The organism is Agrococcus sp. GCM10030265, assembly GCF_042666675.1.
Classification (GTDB): Bacteria; Actinomycetota; Actinomycetes; order Actinomycetales; family Microbacteriaceae; genus Agrococcus.
Genome location: NZ_JBHTCZ010000002.1, coordinates 295168 through 315546 on the forward strand (window position 1 = coordinate 295168; position 20379 = coordinate 315546).

Annotated in this window: 17 protein-coding genes and 4 tRNA genes; 9 read left to right on the forward strand and 12 right to left on the reverse strand. The window is 72.8% G+C overall.

The window, feature by feature from the left end:
* The first annotated feature begins 106 nt into the window (after nt 1–106).
* Nucleotides 107–964, forward strand: a complete 858-nt coding sequence (locus ACFQPP_RS05550) for an NAD(P)H-hydrate dehydratase (RefSeq protein WP_376915562.1) — start codon at nt 107–109, stop codon at nt 962–964.
* On the opposite strand, the gene ACFQPP_RS05555 is transcribed toward ACFQPP_RS05550, so the two are convergent.
* From ACFQPP_RS05555 to ACFQPP_RS05575, 5 genes are all read right to left on the reverse strand, one after another.
* The gene (locus ACFQPP_RS05555; protein ID WP_376915563.1) at nt 931–2448 is read right to left on the reverse strand and encodes a methyltransferase; all 1518 of its coding nucleotides are present in this window, start codon (nt 2446–2448) and stop codon (nt 931–933) included. The two genes, ACFQPP_RS05550 and ACFQPP_RS05555, sit on opposite strands and share 34 nt — an antisense overlap.
* Nucleotides 2449–4590 carry a 3-hydroxyacyl-CoA dehydrogenase NAD-binding domain-containing protein gene (locus ACFQPP_RS05560; RefSeq protein ID WP_376915564.1) on the reverse strand — a complete coding sequence of 714 codons (2142 nt, stop codon included), beginning with the start codon at nt 4588–4590 and terminating at the stop codon, nt 2449–2451.
* Nucleotides 4587–5768 carry a thiolase family protein gene (locus ACFQPP_RS05565; RefSeq protein WP_376916756.1) on the reverse strand — a complete coding sequence of 394 codons (1182 nt, stop codon included), beginning with the start codon at nt 5766–5768 and terminating at the stop codon, nt 4587–4589. The genes ACFQPP_RS05560 and ACFQPP_RS05565 overlap by 4 nt, the downstream gene beginning before the upstream one ends.
* A gap of 103 nt (nt 5769–5871) precedes the next feature.
* Nucleotides 5872–7107 (reverse strand): HRDC domain-containing protein, encoded by a 1236-nt coding sequence (locus tag ACFQPP_RS05570; RefSeq protein WP_376916757.1) that lies wholly within the window; start codon nt 7105–7107, stop codon nt 5872–5874.
* A 23-nt stretch (nt 7108–7130) separates the two neighbouring features.
* Nucleotides 7131–7721 carry a DUF3000 domain-containing protein gene (locus ACFQPP_RS05575; protein ID WP_376915565.1) on the reverse strand — a complete coding sequence of 197 codons (591 nt, stop codon included), beginning with the start codon at nt 7719–7721 and terminating at the stop codon, nt 7131–7133.
* A 22-nt stretch (nt 7722–7743) separates the two neighbouring features.
* On the opposite strand from ACFQPP_RS05575, the gene ACFQPP_RS05580 reads away from it, so the two are divergent.
* Nucleotides 7744–8883, forward strand: a complete 1140-nt coding sequence (locus ACFQPP_RS05580; RefSeq protein ID WP_376915566.1) for an alpha/beta hydrolase family protein — start codon at nt 7744–7746, stop codon at nt 8881–8883.
* Nucleotides 8884–8885: 2 nt separating this feature from the next.
* On the opposite strand, the gene ACFQPP_RS05585 is transcribed toward ACFQPP_RS05580, so the two are convergent.
* On the reverse strand, nt 8886–9314 hold the full coding sequence (locus ACFQPP_RS05585; RefSeq protein ID WP_376915567.1) for a SufE family protein: 429 nt from the start codon (nt 9312–9314) through the stop codon (nt 8886–8888).
* The gene (locus ACFQPP_RS05590; protein ID WP_376915568.1) at nt 9311–10204 is read right to left on the reverse strand and encodes a sulfurtransferase; all 894 of its coding nucleotides are present in this window, start codon (nt 10202–10204) and stop codon (nt 9311–9313) included. The genes ACFQPP_RS05585 and ACFQPP_RS05590 overlap by 4 nt, the downstream gene beginning before the upstream one ends.
* Before the next feature lie 135 nt (nt 10205–10339).
* Between ACFQPP_RS05590 and zapE the strand changes: the two genes are divergently transcribed.
* Nucleotides 10340–11344 (forward strand): cell division protein ZapE, encoded by a 1005-nt coding sequence (zapE, locus tag ACFQPP_RS05595; RefSeq protein WP_376915569.1) that lies wholly within the window; start codon nt 10340–10342, stop codon nt 11342–11344.
* Between the two features lie 3 nt (nt 11345–11347).
* Here zapE and ACFQPP_RS05600 read toward each other — a convergent pair whose 3' ends face one another.
* The gene (locus ACFQPP_RS05600; protein WP_376915570.1) at nt 11348–12544 is read right to left on the reverse strand and encodes a Na+/H+ antiporter NhaA; all 1197 of its coding nucleotides are present in this window, start codon (nt 12542–12544) and stop codon (nt 11348–11350) included.
* A gap of 169 nt (nt 12545–12713) precedes the next feature.
* Between ACFQPP_RS05600 and ACFQPP_RS05605 the strand changes: the two genes are divergently transcribed.
* On the forward strand, nt 12714–13940 hold the full coding sequence (locus tag ACFQPP_RS05605; RefSeq protein ID WP_376915571.1) for an ammonium transporter: 1227 nt from the start codon (nt 12714–12716) through the stop codon (nt 13938–13940).
* Between the two features lie 73 nt (nt 13941–14013).
* On the opposite strand, the gene ACFQPP_RS05610 is transcribed toward ACFQPP_RS05605, so the two are convergent.
* Nucleotides 14014–14586, reverse strand: a complete 573-nt coding sequence (locus ACFQPP_RS05610) for a hypothetical protein (RefSeq protein WP_376915572.1) — start codon at nt 14584–14586, stop codon at nt 14014–14016.
* 117 nt (nt 14587–14703) lie between these two features.
* A tRNA-Val gene (locus ACFQPP_RS05615) sits at nt 14704–14779 on the reverse strand.
* Between the two features lie 188 nt (nt 14780–14967).
* Here ACFQPP_RS05615 and ACFQPP_RS05620 point away from each other — a divergent pair.
* From ACFQPP_RS05620 to ACFQPP_RS05630, 3 genes are all read left to right on the forward strand, one after another.
* Nucleotides 14968–15039: transfer RNA gene (locus ACFQPP_RS05620), tRNA-Gly, on the forward strand.
* A 48-nt stretch (nt 15040–15087) separates the two neighbouring features.
* Nucleotides 15088–15158, forward strand: a tRNA-Cys gene (locus ACFQPP_RS05625).
* Between the two features lie 7 nt (nt 15159–15165).
* Nucleotides 15166–15240 (forward strand) — tRNA-Val (locus ACFQPP_RS05630).
* An 87-nt stretch (nt 15241–15327) separates the two neighbouring features.
* Here ACFQPP_RS05630 and ACFQPP_RS05635 read toward each other — a convergent pair.
* Nucleotides 15328–16746 (reverse strand): phytoene desaturase family protein, encoded by a 1419-nt coding sequence (locus ACFQPP_RS05635; protein ID WP_376915573.1) that lies wholly within the window; start codon nt 16744–16746, stop codon nt 15328–15330.
* Nucleotides 16743–17621 (reverse strand): UbiA family prenyltransferase, encoded by an 879-nt coding sequence (locus ACFQPP_RS05640; protein WP_376915574.1) that lies wholly within the window; start codon nt 17619–17621, stop codon nt 16743–16745. The genes ACFQPP_RS05635 and ACFQPP_RS05640 overlap by 4 nt, the downstream gene beginning before the upstream one ends.
* 239 nt (nt 17622–17860) lie before the next feature.
* On the opposite strand from ACFQPP_RS05640, the gene thrS reads away from it, so the two are divergent.
* Nucleotides 17861–19765, forward strand: a complete 1905-nt coding sequence (thrS, locus tag ACFQPP_RS05645) for a threonine--tRNA ligase (RefSeq protein WP_376916758.1) — start codon at nt 17861–17863, stop codon at nt 19763–19765.
* 80 nt (nt 19766–19845) lie between these two features.
* Nucleotides 19846–20364, forward strand: coding sequence for an HIT family protein (locus tag ACFQPP_RS05650; protein ID WP_376916759.1), 519 nt, complete (start codon nt 19846–19848; stop codon nt 20362–20364).
* The last annotated feature ends 15 nt before the right edge of the window (nt 20365–20379 follow it).

A 20379-nucleotide genomic window follows, 5' to 3' on the forward strand; every position in this document is an offset into this window, starting at 1 on the left:
CCACCGCACCGAGCGACGAGGACCCCCGCAGGCATCGCGCCTGCGGGGGTCCTCGCGTCGCGTGCGCATCTGCGGGTGCCGTAGCGTCGACGACGGGAGGTCCGGGATGGATGCGTTCAGCCGTGCGTCGGCCGCGGCGCTGCTGCGCGCGCCGACCGCGACCGACGACAAGTACGCTCGCGGCGTCGTGGGGCTCGTGACCGGGTCGCACGCCTACCCGGGCGCCGCGGTGCTCGGCGTCGAGGCGGCGCATCGCGCGGGGGCGGGCATGGTGCGGCACGTCGGGCCGCGGCGCGTCGCCGACCTCGTGCTCGCGCGGCGGCCGGAGACGGTCGTGCAGGGCGGGCGCGTGCAGTCGTGGGTGCTCGGCTCCGGCACGGACCCGACGGTGCGGTCGACGTCGCTGCGCGCCGTGCTGCACGACGCGCTCGCCGCAGGCGTGCCGGTGGTGCTCGACGCGGGCGCGCTCGACCTCGCTCGCCTCGGCGACGCGCCGAGGCTGCTCACGCCGCACGCGGGCGAGCTGCGCACGCTGCTCGGCGCCGTCGGGGTCGATGTCGACCGTGAGGACGTCGAGGCGGAGCCCGAGCGCTGGGCGCGCGAGGCGGCGGCGCGCACGGGGGCGACGGTGCTGCTAAAGGGTGCCCGGACCATCGTGACCGACGGTCGTCGCGCGCTCGTCGTGGAGGCGCCGACGCATTGGCTCGCGACCGCGGGCACGGGCGACGTGCTGGCCGGGCTTGCCGGCGCGCTGCTCGCCGCGCATGCCGACGCGGTCGCCGACGAGGCCGGGATGCTCGTCGACCTGGGCGCGGCGGCCGCCTGGCTGCACGGTGAGGCGGCCGCGCGCGCATCCGGCGGGGGCCCGCTCGTGGCGCTCGAGGTCGCCGAGCGCGTCGCGGGCGTCGTCCGCGACCTGCTCGCCGAGCGTCAGGGTGCCGCGGCGCCCGCCTCTGCGAGGTAGCCGCGCGTCCACAGCTCGCGGACCGCGGGCAGGGCCTCGCGTGCGAGGGCGCCGGCGTCGACGTCGAGCAGCGACGCGATCGCGTCGAGGATGGCGCCGACCGACAGCTCGCCGTCGCATGCGCCCACGAGCGCCGCCACGGCCGTGTCGACCCGGGTCGTGCGCCCCAGCGCACCACCCTGCGTCAGCTCGATGACCGTGGGGCCCGAGGCGCCGGGGCGGAGGTGCCGCAGCTCGGTGACGTCGGGCTGCGTCACGAGGTGCACGTCGCGCAGCGCCCGATCGTCGAGCGCGTCGAGACGGGCCTGCACGTCGAGGGACGCGGCGAGGTGCGCACCGGCATGGTCGAGGGCGAGCGGGTGGCCCACGTGCTCGACCCGGATGCGCGGCGAGGCGGCGTCGCTCGCCGCGTGCGCCGCGACCCATCCGAGGCCGACGCTCCGCACCTCTCTCGCGGCGAAGTCGTCGAGCCACGCCGTGAGCAGGGGAGCGTGGTCGTCGTCGCCGGGACGCGTGCCGCCATCTCGCAGCCACAGCTCGGCGTACCGCGCGACGTCGAGCGACTCGCGCTCGAGCACCCAGCCGTCGACCCCTCCCGCACGCAGCCACGCCCGGACGCGGTCGAGGCCCGTCGCGCCGGCGAGCGACTCCCAGTTGCCGAGCAGCCGCGCGGTGCCGCCGGGCGCGAGATGCGCGCCGAGGCCCTCGACCACGTCCTGCATGAGCGCGTCGCCCGTGCGTCCGCCGTCGCGGTACTCGTACGCGGGCACGCCGTCGACGCGGGGTGTGATGACGAACGGCGGATTCGAGGCGATGAGGTCGAAGCGCTCGCCGGCGACGGGCTCCCACAGGTCGCCAGGACGGGTCTCGACGTGCCGGGCGCCGTTCAGCGCGCACGTGAGGCGCGTCATGGCGAGCGCGCGCTCGGACAGGTCCGTCGCGACGACGCGCTCGGCGAGTCGCGACAGGTGCATCGTCACGATGCCGCAGCCCGAGCCGAGGTCGAGCGCCGACACTGCGAGCACCGGCGGCAGGATGGCGGCGAGGGTGCGGGCGGCGCCGCCCACCCCGAGCACGTGGTCGGGTCGCAGCGGATGCACGCCGGAGAGCTCGTCGAGGTCGCTCGCGATCCACCACGAGCCGGCGCCGTGCGCGTCGACGAACGCGTACGGGCGGATCGTCAGGAGGGGCGCTGCCGACGCACCACGACGTTCGACGATGCCGAGCGACCCGGCGCCGTCGAGGCCCAGCGTCGGCAGCGCAGCGGCGAGCGCTTCGAGGGGCACGGCGTCGCCGAGCCACAGCGCCCGCACGAGGATCGCGAGGGGATCGGCGGCGTCGCCGAGCGCGAGGCGGGCGGGCGTCGCGACGGAGCGAGCGAGCGCATCCATCGCCGGCGCACCCACCCGCGTGGCGACGCCCTCGCTCGCGTACCCGGCGGCTGCCAGGTCGCGGGCGAGGGCGCCGGCGAGGTCGTGCCGCACCTAGGCGGCCGGCCCCGCGACGCGCGGCTCGTGGAACGCGCCGCCGAAGGCGCGCTCCGAGGCGCCGACCCGGTCGAGGTACGGCGTGACGCCGCCCATCTGGAACGGCCATCCCGCGCCGAGGATCATGCAGAGGTCGATGTCCTCGGCTCCCACGACGACCTCGTCCTCGAGCATGCGGTGGATCTCGTCGGCCAGCCCGACCTCGAGCCGCTCGCGCAGCTGCTCGGCCGTGTACGGCGTCGCACCCTTCGGGGTGTGGCGCTTGACGATCGCGACGGCGCGCTTGTCGATGCCCTTCACCTCGCCCTTGCGGTCCTTCTCGAGCAGCACGCCGGCCTCGGCGAGCTCGTGCAGGGCCTGCGACTCGAAGAAGCGCTCGGGGAAGGCGCCGTGATGGGTGTCGAGCACGTGGGCGCCGACCTTGAGCCCGACGAGGTCGAGCAGCACGAACGGGTCCATCGGCAGCCCGAAGGGCTGCTGCGCCGCGACGACCGTCTCGAAGGGCGTGCCCTGCTCGACGGCGTGCATCGCCTCGCCGAGCAGCTTCGCGAGCACGCGGTTCACGACGAAGCCGGGGGTGTCGCGCGTGATGACGGCGGTCTTCCTCAGGTCCTTCGCGACCCGCATCGCGGTGGCGAGCGCCGCGTCGGCGGTGTGCGGCGTGCGCACGACCTCGATGAGCGGCATGACGGCCACGGGGTTGAAGAAGTGGAAGCCGACGAGGCGCTCGGGGTGCGCGAGGCGGGCCCCGATCTGCTCGACCGACAGGCTCGACGTGTTCGTGGCGATGATCGCCTCGGGGCTCAGGTGCGGCTCGACCTCCGCGAAGACCTGCTGCTTGACGCCGAGCTCCTCGAAGACCGCCTCGATGACCCAGTCGCAGTCGGCGAAGTCCGCCTTGTCGACGGTGCCCGACACGAGATGCGAGAGCCGGTTGGCGGTGTCGCCGTCGAGCCGGCCCTTCTCGCGCAGGCCCTCGATCTCGGAGCGGATGCCGGCGAGCGCCGCATCGACGCGACCCTGGTCGAGGTCGGTGATGACGACGGGCACCTGCAGGCGACGCAGGAAGAGCAGCGCGAACTGGCTCGCCATGAGGCCGGCGCCGATGATGCCGACCTTCGTGACGGGGCGCGCGAGCTCCCTGTCGGGTGCGCCGGCCGGTCGCTTCGCGCGCTTCTGGACGAGGTCGAAGGCGTAGATCGACGCGTGGAACTGGTCGGATGCGATGAGCTCGGTGAGCGCCGCGTCCTCGGCGGCGAACGCCTCGGCGCGCGTCGCCCGCTTGGCGCCCTGCAGCAGCTCGAGCGCCTTGTAGGGCGCGAGGGCGACGGTGCCGATCCTCGACTCGAGCGACTTGCGCGCGATGCCGATCGCGACGTCCCACTTCACGGCGCGCTCGAGACGGCCGGGCACGTTGGGTCGCTCGACCTTGGCGCCGCCGAGCACGCCGTCAGCCCACGCGAGCGACTGCTCGAGGAACGACGCCGGCCCGAACATCGCGTCGGCGATGCCGAGCTCGAGCACCTGCTGCGGCTTCAGCACGCGGTTCTGCTTCAGCGGGTTCTCGATGACGACCTTGAGCGCGTGCTCGATGCCGATGAGGTTTGGCAGCAGGTACGCGCCGCCCCAGCCGGGGATGAGGCCGAGGAAGACCTCGGGCAGCGCGACGGCGGGCGCGGTGGCGTTGATGGTGCGGTAGTCGGCGTTGAGCCCGATCTCGAGCCCGCCGCCGAGCGCGAGGCCGTTGATGAAGACGAACGTCGGCACGCCCGCGTCGTGCAGCATGCCGAGCACGCGGTGGCCGAGTCGGCCGAGCTCGGCGCCGGTCTCCCGGTCGGGGAGCAGGCCCACGTTCGACAGGTCGGCACCCGCGGCGAGGAAGTAGGGCTTGCCCGTGATCGCGATCGCGTCGATCCGACCGGACGCCGCGCGTCCGCGCTGCGCCTCGAGCACGTCGCCGAGCTCGAAGAGCGTCGCGGGGCCGAGGGTCGACGGGCGCGTGTGGTCGCGACCGTTGTCGAGCGTCACGAGCGCGATGGTGCGGCCTGAGGCCATGGTGACGTCGCGCACGTGCGAGTGCGTGACGACCTCGTCGAACTGCGCGGCTGCGAGGCGCGGGAACTCGTCGGCGATGCTCACTTGCGCTTCCTTCCGGTGAAGTGCGGGTTCTCCCAGATCACGGTGCCGCCCTGGCCGAGGCCCACGCACATCGCGGTGAGGCCGTAGCGCACCTCGGGGTGCTGCTCGAACTGGCGGGCGAGCTGCAGCATGAGCCGCACGCCGCTCGACGCGAGCGGGTGGCCGATCGCGATGGCGCCGCCGTACGGGTTGATGCGCGGATCCTCGTCGTCGATGCCGAAGTGGTCCGTGAAGGCGAGCACCTGCACCGCGAAGGCCTCGTTGAGCTCGAACAGGCCGATGTCGTCGATCGACATGCCGGCCTTGCGCAGCGCCTTCTCCGTGCTCGGCACGGGACCGATGCCCATGATCTCGGGGTCGACGCCCGCGAAGCCGAACGAGACCATCCGCATCTTCGTCGTCAGACCGAGCTCCTTGGCCGCGTCGGCCGAGGCGATGAGCGACATCGTCGCGCCGTCGTTGAGGCCGGACGCGTTGCCTGCGGTGACGCGGCCGAACTCGCGGAACGGGGTCTTGAGGCCGCCGAGGCCCTCCATCGTCGTCTCGGGGCGCGGCGCCTCGTCGGCGGTCGCGAGACCCCAGCCCTCGGCGGTCTGCAGCGCCACCGGCACGAGGTCGGGCGAGATGTCGCCCGCGGCGAGCGCCGAGGCGTACTTCTGCTGGCTGCGCATCGCGTAGCGGTCGGCGCGCTCCTTCGTGAGGTGCGGGAAGCGGTCGTGGATGCGCTCGGCCGTCTTGCCCATGTTGAGGGCGTCGGCCGACACCATGCGCTCTGCGACGAAGCGCGGGTTCGGGTCGGCGTCGAGCCCCATCGGGTGCCGGCCCATGTGCTCGACGCCGCCGGCGACGGCGACGTCGTACGCGCCGAAGGCGATGCCGCCCGCGACGGCCGTCACGGCCGTCATGGCGCCGGCGCACATGCGGTCGAGCGCGTAGCCGGGCACCGACTTCGGCAGGCCTGCGAGCATGCCGACCGTGCGGCCGAGCGTGAGCCCCTGGTCGCCGGTCTGCGTGGTCGCGGCGATGGCGACCTCGTCGATGCGCTCGGTGGGCAGCGACGGGTTGCGCTCGAGGAGCCCGACCAGCGCCTTCACGGCGAGGTCGTCGGCCCTCGTCCGCCAGTACATGCCCTTCTCGCCCGCACGCCCGAACGGGGTGCGGACGCCGTCGACGAACACGACGTCGTGTGCCACTGAAGCCTCCTGCATGGGTGGATGCACGTCACGGTGCACCTCGAGCCTATGGACGCCGTGCGCGTGGCGAGGGGCGGTTGCGGATTCCCTACGACTCGTCGTCGGACGGCTCGGCCGGCGTTTGGTCGGCCTCTACAAACGCGAGGGCGATCCGTTGTGCAGTCGCGTCAACCTGCCAGGGTCGCGCACCCAGGTCGGCGAGCCCGGAGGCGACGGCCTCGGCCGTCGGCTCGGCACGGAGGTCCCAGGTGAGCCTGCGCAGCGTGTCGGGCGTCAGCAGCTGCTCGTTCGGCATCGACAGCTCCTCGGCGATCGCCTGCACCGCCGCGCGCGCGCGCTGCAGGCGAGCGGCGGCCTCGGGCCGCTTCTGCCTCCAGAAGCGCGGCGGCGGCGGTCCCTCGGCAGGCGTGCGCAGCACGGGCAGATCCTCGGCCGCTCGCCCCTCCTCGAGTGCGGCGATCCAGCGATCGAGCTGCGAGCGCGACGCGCGGCCGTGGAAGCCGCTCGTCGACGCCAGCTGCGCCTTCGTGCGCGCTCCGCTCGTCGCCGCGGCCATGAGCGCGGAGTCGGGGATGAGGCGGCCCGGTGCGCCATCGACCTCCCGTGCATACGCGTCCCGCGCCATCCACAGCGCGCGCGCGATCGCGAGGGTGCGACGATCCTTCACCTGGTGCAGGCCCGAGAGCCTGCGCCACGGCTCGGCCGCGGGCGGCTTCGGCAGGCGCGTGCGGGCAGCCTCGAACTCCTGCCTCGCGATCTCGGCCTTGCCCTGCGCCTCGAGGTCGGCGGCCATCGCGTCGCGCAGGTCGACGATGAGCTCGACGTCGAGCGCCGCGTACGCGAGCAGCGCAGGCTCGATGGGGCGCCGCGACCAGTCGGACGCCGCGTGCTCCTTCGCGAGCCGGATGCCGAGCAGACGCTCGACGACCGCCGCGAGGCCCACGCGCTCGTAGCCCGCGAGGCGCGCGCCGAGCTCGGTGTCGAACAGCGATCCGGGCTCGAGGCCCAGCTCGCGCAGGCAGGGGAGATCCTGCGACGCGGCGTGCAGGATCCACTCCTCGTCGCCGATGGCGTCCTGCAGCTCGGACCAGGCCGTGATGCCGATCGGGTCGAGCAGCACGGTGCCCGAGCCGCGTCGGTAGAGCTGCACCAGGTAGGCGCGCGACGAGTAGCGGAAGCCGTTCGCGCGCTCGGCGTCGACGCCGATGGGGCCCGTGCCCGCGACGAGCCGCGCGATCGCGGCGCGCAGCCCCTCGTCGTCGACGACGGTCTCGAGCGGCCCGACGGGCACGGCGTCGACGAGGTCCGGCTGCGGAGCGGGCACGGGGGAGTCGATGGTCGCGTCGGTCACCGCTGGAGCCTCCTGGCATCGAGGCTGATCGCTCCGGGCTGGAGCGGCAGGCCCGCCACGGCGCAGACGAGGTCGCACCAGGCGGCGAGGTGCCTGTCGATGTCGTGGCCGGTCGGCGTCCACGAGGCGCGCAGCTCGAGCTGGGCGCCCTCGCCCTGCTCGGCGAGCTCGCCGAACCCGGTCGACAGCACGCGCGTCGCCGTGCCCGAGGCCGCGTGGTACCCGGCGTCGCGCTGATCGAGGGACTCGAGCAGCCACGACCACGTCACCTCGGGGAGCATGGGGTCGGGCGCGATGTCGAGATCCTGCGTCGCCTGCGTGAAGGTGACGACGCGGAAGGACCCGCCCCACGACTCGGGCTCCTCCGGGTCGTGCATGAGGATGAACCGGCCCGTGCCGCGCTCGCTGTCGCGGCCGTGCTCCGGCGAGCCGACGTCGGCTGCGACCGCGTACGACCACGGCGCGATGCGCCCCGGAGCGGGGATCTCGCGCACCGAGAGCTCACTGCGCGTGTCGGCGCCGCGCATCCGCTCGACCGCGGCGAGGAAGATCGCCGGCGCCTCAGCCGGCTCCGAGCCTGTGTCCACGTCGAAAGACTAGGCTGACGCCGTGAGCAGGTCAGCGAGGCGCGCCGCAGCCCTCGCCGCCGCCGGGCTCACCGTCGGCGCAGGTCTCGTGACCGGCCTGTCGGTCGTGCTGGCCCGCACGCTCATCACCCCGCCGAGGCACCGCGACGACGTCGAGATCGTCTCCATCGGTCCCGAGGGCATCCGGCTCGTGCGCACGCCCGACACCGAGCTGCCCGGCCGCTACGCCCTCTGGATCGGCGATCGCCTCGTGCGGATCGGCGAGATCGTCGACGAGGACGACGCGACGGTGCTGCGCGAGATCACCGACAAGGGGCGCGTGCGCGTCGGCGGCCGCGCGAGCGCGCGGTTCTCGGGCTACCACCTCTACCGGCCGCGCGACCTCGACCTGCCGTTCCGCTCGGTGATCGTCGACACCGAGCTGGGTCCGGCGCCCGCGTGGATCATCGGCGACGAGTCGTCGCCGACCTGGTGCATCCAGGTGCACGGCCGCGGCGTCAACCGGCGCGAGCCGCTGCGTGCCGTGCCGATCCTCGCCGAGCGAGGCATCCCGTCGATGTGCGTCGCGTACCGCAACGACGGCGAGGCGCCGCGCTCGGTCGACGGCACGTACCGGCTCGGGCTCGACGAGTGGCGCGACGTCGACGCCGCGATCGACGTCGCGGTCGCAGCCGGCGCCCAGCGCATCCTGCTCATGGGCTGGTCGATGGGTGGCCAGGTCGTGCTGCAGCTCGCGCGCCGATCGCGGCATCGCCGGCGCATCGTCGGCATCCTGCTCGACTCGCCCGTCGTGTCGTGGGGGCCGACGCTGCTGTTCCACACGCGCATCGCCCGCGTGCCCGCCGCGTTCGTGCACACGGCGACCGCGCTGCTCGAGTCGCCCGCCGCGCGGCTCGCGGGCGGCGACGCCCTCGACTTCGGCGAGCTCGACGGCGTCGCCTACGCCGACTCGTACGCCGTGCCGATCCTGCTGCAGCACTCCGCCGACGACGGCTTCGTGCCGCCCGACGCGTCGCGCGCGTTCGCCGAGGCGAGGCCCGACGTCGTCGAGTACCACGAGTGGCACGGCGCGAAGCACTGCAAGCTGTGGAACCTCGACGAGCAGCGCTACCGCGAGATCGTGCACGGATGGCTCGACCGCACGGGGCTCGCCGCCCGCTGACGCTACGCCGCGGTGCGCTCGCGGATCTGGCGTTGGATGCGGCCGAGCATGCCCGACATGCCTCGCAGCCGCAGCGGCGACACGGCACGCTCGAGCCCGAGCATCGACGACAGGTCGGCCGGCACCTCGAGCGCGGCTGCGACGCTGGCGCCGTCGAGGCCGCGGACGAGGATCGACGCGAAGCCCCTCGTGGTCGGCGCCTCCTCCGGCGCGGTCGCGTGCACGTGCACGACGCCGTCGTCGACCTCGACGAAGAGGAAGACGGGCGACTGGCACTCGAGCACGCGCTCGAGCAGGTCGGGGTGGTCGGCGTAGCGCGCCGGCAGCTCGGGCAGCGCGTCGGCGTGGTCGAGGAGCAGCATGAGCCGCTCCTGCTCGCCGACGGCGGCGAAGTCGTCGACGACGTCCTGCAGCGCGGGCGTGAGCGTCATCGCCCAGCCACGGTCCCCGGCTCGGCGCCGATCGCGATGGGCACCCGCACGAGCGAGCCCCACTCCGTCCACGACCCGTCGTAGTTGCGCACGCTCGGGTAGCCGAGCAGGTGGGTGAGCACGAACCAGGTGTGGCTCGAGCGCTCGCCGATGCGGCAGTACGCGATCACGTCGTCGGCGTCGCCGAGGCCAGCGTCGTCGCGGTAGATCGCCTCCAGCTCGGCACGGGGGCGGAACGTGCCGTCCTCGCGCACCGCCTTGCCCCAGGGCACGTTCGCGGCCGTGGGGATGTGGCCCGCGCGCAGCGCACCCTCCTCCGGATACGCCGGGGCGGTGGTGCGCAGGCCCGTGTACTCCTCGGGGCTGCGCACGTCGACGAGCGGCTTGCCCAGGTGCGCGAGCACGTCGTCGCGGAAGGCGCGCAGCGTCGTGTCGTCGCGCTCGACGAGGGGGTAGTCGGTGCGCTCGCGCACCGTCGCGTCGCGCGTGAGCTCGCGCCCCTCGGCGACCCACAGGTCGCGGCCGCCGTCGAGGATGCGCGTGTCGTGGTGGCCGTAGAGCGCGAGCACCCAGAGCGCGTACGTCGCCCACCAGTTCGACTTGTCGCCGTAGAGCACGATCGTGTCGTCGCGGCCGATGCCCTTCGCGCGCATGAGCTCGGCGAACGCCTCGGGGGAGAGGTAGTCGCGCGTCACGGGGTCGTTGAGGTCGGTGTGCCAGTCGAGCTTCACGGCGCCCGGGACGTGACCGGTCTCGTAGAGCAGCACGTCCTCGTCGGACTCCACGACCACGATGCCGGGGTCGCTGCGGTGCTCGGCGAGCCACGCGGTCGTCACGACGCGCTCGGGGTGCGCGTACTCGGCGATGCGTGCTTCGGTGCTCTCGGTCATCGTGTGCTCCTCCATCCGGCCCCCGGGCAGCGTGCCCGCGGGCCTGCGTCTACGCTGGAACGCGGCGACCACGCCGATTCTTCCACGCAGCCGCCCGCCCGGGGTGGCGCCCCAGACCGTCCGGAGCAACCCGACGTGCCCACGCTCACGCGCATCGCAGACCGTCAGCCCACGACCGACGCCGCGCGGATCGTCGCGCATCTCACGCCGCCGCGGCAGTTCGAGACGGCGACGTTCGAGTCGTACGTGCCCGATGCCGCGCACCCGTCGCAGGCGCACGCCGTCGAGCGCATGCAGGAGCTCACGTCGATCTGGCGCGGTGGCGGGCGCAAGGGCCTCTTCCGCAAGGCGCCGCAGGTGAAGCCGGGCATCTACCTCGACGGCGGCTTCGGCGTCGGCAAGACCCACCTGCTCGCCGCGCTGTGGAAGACGAAGCCGGGCGTGAAGCACTTCGGCACGTTCATCGAGTACACGGCGCTCGTGGGTGCGCTCGGCTACAAGGAGGCGGTCGCGGCGCTCGCCGGCGCCTCGATCGTGTGCATCGACGAGTTCGAGCTCGACGACCCGGGCGACACCATGGTGATGACGCGCCTGCTCGGCGAGCTCGTCGCCCAGGGCACGAAGATCGCCGCGACGAGCAACACGCCGCCGAACGCGCTCGGCGACGGGCGGTTCGCGGCGAAGGACTTCCTGCGGGAGATCCAGGCGATCTCGGACCGCTTCGAGATCCTCCGCATCGACGGCGACGACTACCGTCAGCGCGACGTGTCGGGCGAGGCGCCCGTGCTCGCCGACGACGCCGTGGAGCCAGCGCTCGCCGAGCGCGGGGAGTCGGTCGCGCTCGACGACTTCGACGAGCTCGTCGGCCACCTCTCGAGCGTGCACCCCTCGCGCTACGTCGACCTCGTCAGCGGTCTCGACGCCGTCGGCTGGCGGGGCGTGCGCACCCTCACCGACCAGAACGACGCGCTGCGCCTCGTCGCGCTCGTCGACCGGCTGTACGACGCGCAGGTGGCGATCGTCGCGTCGGGCACGCCGCTCAACCACGTCTTCTCCGACGAGATGCTCGGTGGCGGCTACCGCAAGAAGTACCTGCGCGCGATGTCGCGCCTCATCGCGCTGACCACCGGCCAGGCCTAGGGGTCATTCGCCGTCGGTGCGGCGGCGCTCCTCCGCGTCGTCGGCGGCGCGCCGTGCCGCGGCGTCGACGGGGGCGAGCCGGGCGCTGCGGATGGCGGCGAGCGTGCCGCCGAGGACGACGGCGACGAGCGAGCCGAGCAGGACGCCGAGGGTGCCGTCGACGACGAGCTCCTCGGAGCCGCGGTGCGCGAGCTCGTTCATCAGCAGCGCGACGGTGAAGCCGATGCCTCCGAGCAGCGCGACCGTCACGAGGTCGCCGAGCGGCAGGCGCTCGGCGCGCGGCGTCCGCAGCGCCACCTGCCCGAGCCATCCGGCTGCGGTGATGCCGACGAGCTTGCCGAGCGGCAGCGCGACCGCGATGGCGAGGAACACGGGGCTCAGCTCGCCGAGCGGCACGCGGGGGATGGCGACGCTCGCGGCGACGAAGGCGAACACCGGCAGGATCAGGCCGTTGACGAACGGCTCGAGGCGGTGCCGCGCCGACTCGGCCGGCGCTGGGGCGAGCACGAGCCCGGCGGCGACGCCCGCGATCGTCGCGTGCACGCCCGACTGCAGCACGAGCCACCAGAGCGCGACGCACGCGATCGCGATCGCGACGCGCAGCGGCCACGAGCCGCGTCGCGATCGGTAGGCGCACCCGAGCGCCCATACGACGACGACCATCGCCGCGGCGCCCACGAGGGCGAGCACCTGGAGGTCGGCGGTGAAGAGCACGGCGATGAGCGCGATCGCGATGAGGTCGTCGATGACCGCGAGCGCGAGCAGCAGCGCGCGCACCGCGACGGGAAGGCGTCTGCCTGCGATCGCGAGCACCCCGAGCGCGAAGGCGATGTCGGTGGCGGTCGGGATGGGCCAGCCGGTCGCGAGCTCGGCGGGCACGAGCGCGACGAAGAGCAGCGCGGGCGCGGCGACGCCGCCGACGGCGGCGATGGCGGGCACGGCAGCGCGACGTCGATCGGCGAGCTCGCCCTGCGTGAGCTCGTAGCGCAGCTCGATGGCCGCGACGAAGAAGAACACGGCGAGGAGGCCGTCCGTCACCCAGTGCGCGAGCGACAGGTCGACGCCGGCGAAGGGGGTGAGGTGGAGGGCCTTCAGATCCTGCAGGCCGGGCCCGAGCGGCGTGTTCGCGATGCCGAGGCCTGCGACGGCTGCGACGAGCAGCAGGGCGGCGGCGAGCTGGGGGTTCCGGATCCACGACACGGCTCCATCCAACCAGCGCCGTGCGCGACCGCCGGTCGCACGCGAAACGCCTGCGAAACATCCGCGGCGGTTTCGTTACGCGTCGGAAACACGGCGCGCGGGCAGGCGAAACGAGGTTCGCTCAGGCTGAGGACGATCCCTGACCGGAACACCCCAAGGAGCCCCTCCCATGGATGCAGGAAGCATCGCCTTCGGCGTCGCAGCGACGGCCCTCGTGCTGTTCATGACGCCCGGCCTCGCGTTCTTCTACGGCGGCCTCGTCCGCGCGAAGAGCGTCATCAGCATGATGATGATGTCGTTCGGATCCCTCGGCCTCATCGGCGTGCTGTGGATCCTCTACGGCTACAACATGTCGGCCGTCGACAGCCCGTTCGCCTTCGCAGGCAACCCGTTCTCCGACTTCGGCCTCGGAGGCCTCGCCGCCGGCGACACCGCCAACACCGACTTCGTGGGCGTCGCCTACGGCTCGACGTTCGCGATCATCACGGTCGCGCTCATCTCGGGTGCGATCGCCGACCGTGCGAAGTTCGGCGCCTGGATGCTCTTCGCCGGCGTCTTCGCGACGCTCGGCTACTTCCCGATCGCGGCGTGGGTCTGGGGCGGCGGCTGGATCTACAGCCTGGGCGACCTCATGGGCCTCCCGTCGGTCATCGACTACGCGGGCGGCACGGCCGTGCACATCAACGCCGGTGCCGCGGCGCTCGCGCTCACGTTCGTGCTCGGCAAGCGCGTCGGCTTCGCCAAGGGCTCGCACAAGCCGCACAACGTGCCGTTCGTGCTGCTCGGCGCCGCGATCCTGTGGTTCGGCTGGTTCGGCTTCAACGTGGGCGCGGAGTGGCTGAACGAGATGGGCAACGCCGGCCTCATCACGATCAACACGATCGGCGCGACCGCGGCCGCCGTGCTCGCGTGGCTCGTCGTCGAGAAGATCAAGGACGGCAAGCCGACGGCGGTCGGCGCCGCATCGGGTGCCGTGTCGGGTCTCGTCGCCATCACGCCGGCCTGCGCGAACCTCACGCCCGGCTGGGCGCTCGTGCTCGGCGTCGTCGCGGGTGCCGTGTGCGCCATCGCGATCGAGCTGAAGTTCAAGCTCGGCTTCGACGACTCGCTCGACGTCGTCGGCATCCACCTCGTCGGCGGCCTCATCGGCACGCTGTACCTCGGCCTCTTCGCGACGGGCACGGGCCTGCTCGTGGGCGGCGACGCCGGCCAGCTCGTCGTGCAGCTCATCGCAGCGGTGGGCGCCATGGTCTACGCGTTCGTCGTGGCGCTCGTGGTCGGCTTCGCCATCGAGAAGACCATCGGGTTCCGGGTGCGGAACGAGGACGAGCTCGCGGGCGTCGACTCGATCGTGCACGGCGAGGAGGCGTACGCGTACGAGATCGAGAAGGTCTGATCCGAGCATCGAGCGCGCACGCACGAGGGCCCGCATCCGAGAGGATGCGGGCCCTCCGCGCGTGCGTGCGACCTCAGCGGTCGGCGTCGAGGTCGAGCGCGAGCGCCCGCAGCTGGTCGCGCAGCTCGGCGAGGCGGTCGTCGTGCCCGTCGTCGGCGAGCGCGGGGGAGCCGCGGAGGCTGTGCAGCACCGAGCCGAACATGTCCTCCATCGCCGCGCGCCGCGCGGCGCGCACGAGCTCGCGCACCGTCTGCTCGTCGGCGACCGTGGCCTCCAGGCGCTCGACGAGCAGCGCGGCGATGCGCTCGCGCCGTTCGAGGGGTGCGACGTCGCCGCGACGGAAGTCGGCGCTGTGCAGCGCGTGCCCGTGCCGGTTCGCCGCACGGGCCCGGATGCGCTGAAGGCGTGCGACGATCGCGCGCTGCTCGGCGACGATCGCCTCGGCGTCCGAGCGCACGCCTGCGACGACGACGTCCTCGTCGTAGTCGGCGCGCTCGCGCATGGCGTCGAGCACGATGCGGTTGCGCGTCGACAGGCGCAGCCCCGTCATGACGATGAGCAGGCCCTCGTCGACCTGGTCGGCGAGCTCCTCGTCGGTCGGCGGGCTCGGCGGCGTCCTGCGCGCTCGCTCCCACGGCCACCGCACGGCGACACCTCCCGCATCCGCGGGGCACGGACGGCCCCGTTCGAGCCTACGACCGGGCGTCCGCCCGTCGCAGGAGACGACGAAGGCCCCGATCCGTGCGGATCGGGGCCTGTGTCGTGGTGGGCGATACCAGACTCGAACTGATGACCTCTTCCGTGTGAAGGAAGCGCGCTACCAACTGCGCCAATCGCCCTCGACCGCTCCATCCTGCCACACGCGCGAGGTGTCCCGTGACCATCCGGCACATCGATCACCGTCGGGAGGCCGGCGAACGGGAGGTGAATGACACGCGTGTGACCTCATGGCGGCGTCGATTTGGCAGAGCGCGAAGCGTGGGCTACTGTTGGTGAAGTCCGAGGGGCGAGCAGCCCGGAAGACGATGCGGATGTGGCGCAGTGGTAGCGCATCACCTTGCCAAGGTGAGGGTCGCGAGTTCGAATCTCGTCATCCGCTCGAGGAAACTCTCGTGGTCGAGCAGGGCATGCCCAGCTCGACCGACGTGGTGGGGTGGCCGAGTGGTCAGGCAGCGGCCTGCAAAGCCGTCTACGCGGGTTCGAATCCCGTCTCCACCTCGCATCTGGGCGATTGGCGCAGCGGTAGCGCGCTTCCCTGACACGGAAGAGGTCACTGGTTCGATCCCAGTATCGCCCACCAGATCCGAAGCCCCGGTCCAGCAAGACCGGGGCTTCGTCGTGTCGCGGCGAGCAGCGACCGGCGCGCATCGGGCCGAGCGATCGCCCCTCAGCGCCCGGCCGGATGCCGCGCGAGCAGCTTCGACGCGACCATCATCGCGCCACCGAGCACCGCGGGGATGCCGCCGCCGGGGTGCACGGACGCGCCGACGCGCCACAGCCACGGCCTGCGCAGGTCGTGGTGCGCCGGGCGATGCAGGGGGCCGCTCAGGAAGAGCGGGCGCGTCGCACCGTAGAGCGCACCGTGCGGCTCGCCGAACGTGCCGAAGTGGCGCGGATCGAGCACGGTGCGTTCGACCATCGCGTCGGTCAGGGGAGCGTCGAGCCCCATCTGCGACGAGATGCGCTCGACCTCGCGGCGCACGAACGGATGGTCCGCGCCGTACTCGCGGCCGTCCGCAGGGCTCGTGAGCAGGATCGCGAGCGTGCTGCGGTCGTTCGGGTACACCTCGCCTGCGCGGTAGTGGTTCACGAACGCCATGGTCTCGGCGGGCTCGTCGCCGGCGGCGAGGCTGCGGTGCAGCGCCGCGGGGTCGCGGGGCAGCACGACGCTGTGCGCCGCGTACGTCTCCGGCAGCGGCTCGCGCAGCACCCCGTAGAGCGCGACGGCCGAGCACGACAGGCCGCTCGGACGCCGGCGTGCAGCCTCGCCGCCCAGCAGGGCGTCACCGCGATCCGCGTCGAGCGCGCTCACGACGACGTCCGCCGCGTGCACGGTCTGGGTCGTGCGCACCCTGCCGCGCTCGATGCGCGTGACGGCCTCGCCCGTGCGCACCTCGACCCCCGCGGCCTCCGCGAGCCGGCGCAGGGCGAGCGCGATCTCGAACACGCCGCCGCGCGGCACCCACACGCCGGTCTCGGCCATGATCGCGGGCATGCTCGCGTACAGCGCCGGGGTGCGAGCGGGGGAGACGCCCGCGTTGAGCGTGTGGATCGCGATGATCTCGCGCAGGCCATCCGGCATCCAGGGCAGGCCGTCGAGGTAGGCGCGCGTGCTCAGCCGTCGGCCGTAGACGCCGAGCATGCGCCGGAGCGCTGGCAGCGACGCCCTGTCGAGCGGGTCCGCGACGAGCAGGCGGGTGACGTCGTCGGCGAGCGGGGCGTGCAGCGCGCTGAATCGCTGCCATGCGGCGTGCCAGGGGTGGCCGGGCGCGACCGGCAGCGTCGTCTCCTCGCCGTCGAAGTAGTAGCGGCCCACCTCGGGCAGGCGCATGAGGTCGAGCGCGCCGACGTCGGCGACGCCGCGCGGGCCGGCGTCGAGTCGCCGCAGCAGCGCCTCCCACACGCCCGGGAAGGTCACGAGCGACGGACCGGTGTCGATGCGGGCGCCGCCCAGCTCGATGCGGTGGCTCTTGCCGCCGACGACGTCCGCGGCCTCGAGCAGCGTGACTCGATGCCCGGCGTGCGCGAGGAGCGCGGAGGCCGCGAGCCCGCCGAGACCCGCGCCGACGACGACGATGCGGCTCACGGGTACGTCCCGAGGACGATGGCGACGAGGACGAGCACGCTCGCGACGCAGCCGGCGAGGTAGGGGAACGCCACCGAGAGCCGATAGAGGCGGTGGGCGGTCTCGGGCGTCGGGCGTCGCAGCAGCAGGAGCACGAGCGTGCCCGCGATGATGGCGTTCACGATCGCGACGGGCACGCTCACGAGCGCGAACAGCACGGTGGAGGCGGCCCACCAGGCAGCGCTCCAGATCGCGGTGCCGCGCGGGCCGAGCAGCACCGCCGTCGTCGTGATGCCGGCTCGGCGATCCTCGTCGATGTCCTGCACCGCGTCGAAGGCGTGCTTCGCGACGCTCCAGACGAGGAGGCCCGCGACGGCCGGCCACACGGGGGCCGCGTCGAGCGCGAGGGGCACGATGAGCAGCGGCAGGCCGTACGCGGCGTTGCTCAGCGAGTCGAGGAACGGGCGTCGCTTGAAGTGCAGCGGGGGCGCCGAGTACCAGACGAACACGGCGGCGTACACGGCGATCGCGGCGAGGGCCAGCGGCGGCAGCGTGACGACGAACCACGCGAGGAAGGGCACGTTCGTCAGCACGACGCCCCACGTGATGGCACGCACCTCGCGCGCCTCGATGCGCGCGCCCTCGATCGAGCCCTTCCTGGGGTTCAGGGCGTCGGTGTCCTGGTCGAAGATGTCGTTCACGCCGTAGATCAGCAGGTTGAACGGCAGCGTGAGCCACAGGATGAGCGGGATCGCGGCCACGTCGAGCAGCTGGCCCGTGAGCCACATGCCGAGCACGCCGGTGCCGACGGCGTTGATCCACAGGACGGGACGCGAGATGTGGACGAGGCGACGCAGCGTCGCCCATGAACCCGCTCGATCGGCGACGGCGGTCATCGCGACCCGCGCGACGCGGTGGTGAGGCGATCGTCGATGACGGGGCTCCTCGGGGATCGTGGCGACACGGCGTGCGACCGTCTCGATCGTACCGCCGGCGCCGTGCGTCGCGCCGCGACCCGGGCGCCGCACGGCGCCTCGTGCACGTCGTCCGAGGTGCCGCCGTCGACGCGCGGCGCGCCTAGGATCGAGTGGTGACCACCGGCTTCGATCTCTTCACCGACCGTGCCGTCGTCGCCATGCGCGTCGACGGCGAGCTCCAGGACCTCGCTCGCGAGGTGACCGACACGCAGACGGTCGAGCCCGTGACGATCGACTCGGAGGACGGCCTCGCCATCCTGCGCCACTCGGCTGCGCACGTGCTGGCGCAGGCGGTGCAGCGCATCGACCCGCAGGCTCGTCTCGGCATCGGCCCGCCCATCCACGACGGCTTCTACTACGACTTCGACGTCGCCGAGCCCTTCACCCCCGAGGCGCTGAAGGCGATCTCGAAGGAGATGGATCGCATCGTCCGCGAGGGGCAGCGCTTCACGCGCCGCGTCGTCACCGAGGACGAGGCGCGCGCCGAGCTCGCGAACGAGCCCTACAAGCTCGAGCTCATCGGGCTGAAGGGCCCGAACGACGAGGCGGCCGTCGAGGTCGGCGGCGGCGAGCTGACCATCTACGACAACGTCGACCGCGAGGGCCAGACGGTCTGGAAGGACCTGTGCCGCGGACCGCACCTGCCCTCGACGCGCATGGTCGGCAACGGCGCCGCGCTCATGCGCGTCGCCGCCGCCTACTGGCGCGGCAAGGAGTCGAACCCGCAGCTGCAGCGCATCTACGGCACCGCGTGGCCCACGAAGGACGAGCTGCGCGCCTACCAGGCCCGGCTCGAGGAGGCAGCGAAGCGCGACCACCGCCGGCTCGGCAAGGAGCTCGACCTCTTCTCGTTCCCCGAGGAGGTGGGCTCGGGCCTGTCGGTGTGGCACCCGCGCGGCGGCATCGTGCGCCAGGAGATGGAGCAGCACGCGCGCAGGCGCCACCTCGAGGGCGGCTACTCGTACGTCTACACGCCGCACATCTCGAAGGCCGACCTGTTCTCGGTCTCCGGGCACCTGCAGACGTACGCCGAGGGCATCTGGCCCCCCATCCACATGGACGAGGTGCGCGACGCCGACGGCGAGATCGTCAAGCAGGGCGCCGACTACTACCTGAAGCCCATGAACTGCCCGATGCACATCCTCATCTACAAGGAGCGTGCTCGGTCGTACCGCGACCTGCCCATGCGGCTCGCCGAGAACGGCACGGTCTACCGCAACGAGCTCTCGGGCGCGCTCCACGGCCTGACGCGCGTGCGCGGCTTCACGCAGGACGACGCGCACCTCTTCGTCACGCCCGACCAGCTCGAGGCCGAGTGCGGCAAGGTGCTCGAGTTCGTGCTGTCGCTGCTGCGCGACTTCGGCCTCACCGACTTCGCGCTCGAGCTGTCGATGCGCGACGACGAGAAGTCGAAGTGGATCGGCGACGAGGAGCACTGGGCGGAGGCGACGGATGCGCTGCGCCGCGTCGCGCAGGCGAGCGGGCTCCAGCTCACCGAGGTGCCAGGCGAGGCTGCGTTCTACGGTCCGAAGATCGACCTGAAGACCAAGGACGCCATCGGGCGCACGTGGCAGCTCTCGACGGTGCAGATCGACTTCAACCTGCCCGAGCGCTTCGACCTGGAGTTCACCGGTCGCGACGGATCGAAGCAGCGCCCGATCATGATCCACCGGGCCCTGTTCGGCTCGATCGAGCGCTTCTTCGCCATCCTGCTCGAGCACTACGCCGGCGCCTTCCCCGCGTGGCTCGCGCCCGTGCAGGTCGTCGGCATCCCCGTCGCCGCCGACTACGCCGACTACCTCGACCAGATCGCGGCGCGCCTTCGCGCGAAGGGCGTGCGCATCGACGTCGACCACTCCGACGAGCGCATGCAGAAGAAGATCCGCACGCACACGCTCGCGAAGGTGCCCTTCCAGCTCATCGCGGGCGGGAAGGACGCCGAGGCCGGCAGCGTCTCGTTCCGCTTCCTCGACGGCACGCAGGAGAACGGCGTGCCCGTCGACGACGCGATCGCCCGCATCGTCGAGGCGATCGAGTCGCGCCAGACCGAGCTGGTGGCCTGATGCCGAGCGCCGACGGTCGCGGTCCCGAGGACTTCCCTCTGCCGGACGACCCGACGCGCGAGGCGGGTGCGCCCACGTGGATGTCGTCGGAGCTGCCGGGCGTGCCCGACGAGTTCCAGCGGCTGTGGACGCCGTATCGGATGGCGTACATCCAGCAGGGGCAGCAGCCCGAGCGCGACGCGTGCCCGTTCTGCATCGCGCCGACGCTCGCCGACCCGGACGGGCTCGTCGTGCATCGCGGCGAGCACGCCTTCGTGCTGATGAACCTCTTCCCGTACAACACGGGCCACGTCATGGTGTGCCCGTACCGGCACGTCGCGACCTACGACCTCGCGACGGCGGAGGAGGTCGCCGAGATCGGCCTGCTCACGCAGCAGGCGATGCGCACGATCGCGCACGTGAGCGGCAACGACGGCTTCAACATCGGCATGAACCAGGGCCGTGTCGCAGGCGCCGGCATCGCCGACCACCTGCACCAGCACATCGTGCCGCGGTGGGCGCTCGACTCGAACTTCTTCCCGATCATCGCGAAGACGAAGGCGCTGCCTCGCCTCATCGAGGAGGTCCGCGCCGAGCTGCAGGAGGCGTGGCTCGACTGAGCCGGACTGCCGCGA

Coding starts and splice junctions, on each gene's coding strand:
- ACFQPP_RS05550 (WP_376915562.1), top strand. CDS start 107: ATGGATGCGTTCAGCCGTGCGTCGGCCGCGGCGCTGCTGCGCGCGCCG.
- ACFQPP_RS05585 (WP_376915567.1), bottom strand. CDS start 9,314: ATGACGCTCACGCCCGCGCTGCAGGACGTCGTCGACGACTTCGCCGCC.
- ACFQPP_RS05590 (WP_376915568.1), bottom strand. CDS start 10,204: ATGACCGAGAGCACCGAAGCACGCATCGCCGAGTACGCGCACCCCGAG.
- ACFQPP_RS05605 (WP_376915571.1), top strand. CDS start 12,714: ATGGATGCAGGAAGCATCGCCTTCGGCGTCGCAGCGACGGCCCTCGTG.
- ACFQPP_RS05640 (WP_376915574.1), bottom strand. CDS start 17,621: ATGACCGCCGTCGCCGATCGAGCGGGTTCATGGGCGACGCTGCGTCGC.
- thrS (WP_376916758.1), top strand. CDS start 17,861: ATGCGCGTCGACGGCGAGCTCCAGGACCTCGCTCGCGAGGTGACCGAC.
- ACFQPP_RS05650 (WP_376916759.1), top strand. CDS start 19,846: ATGTCGTCGGAGCTGCCGGGCGTGCCCGACGAGTTCCAGCGGCTGTGG.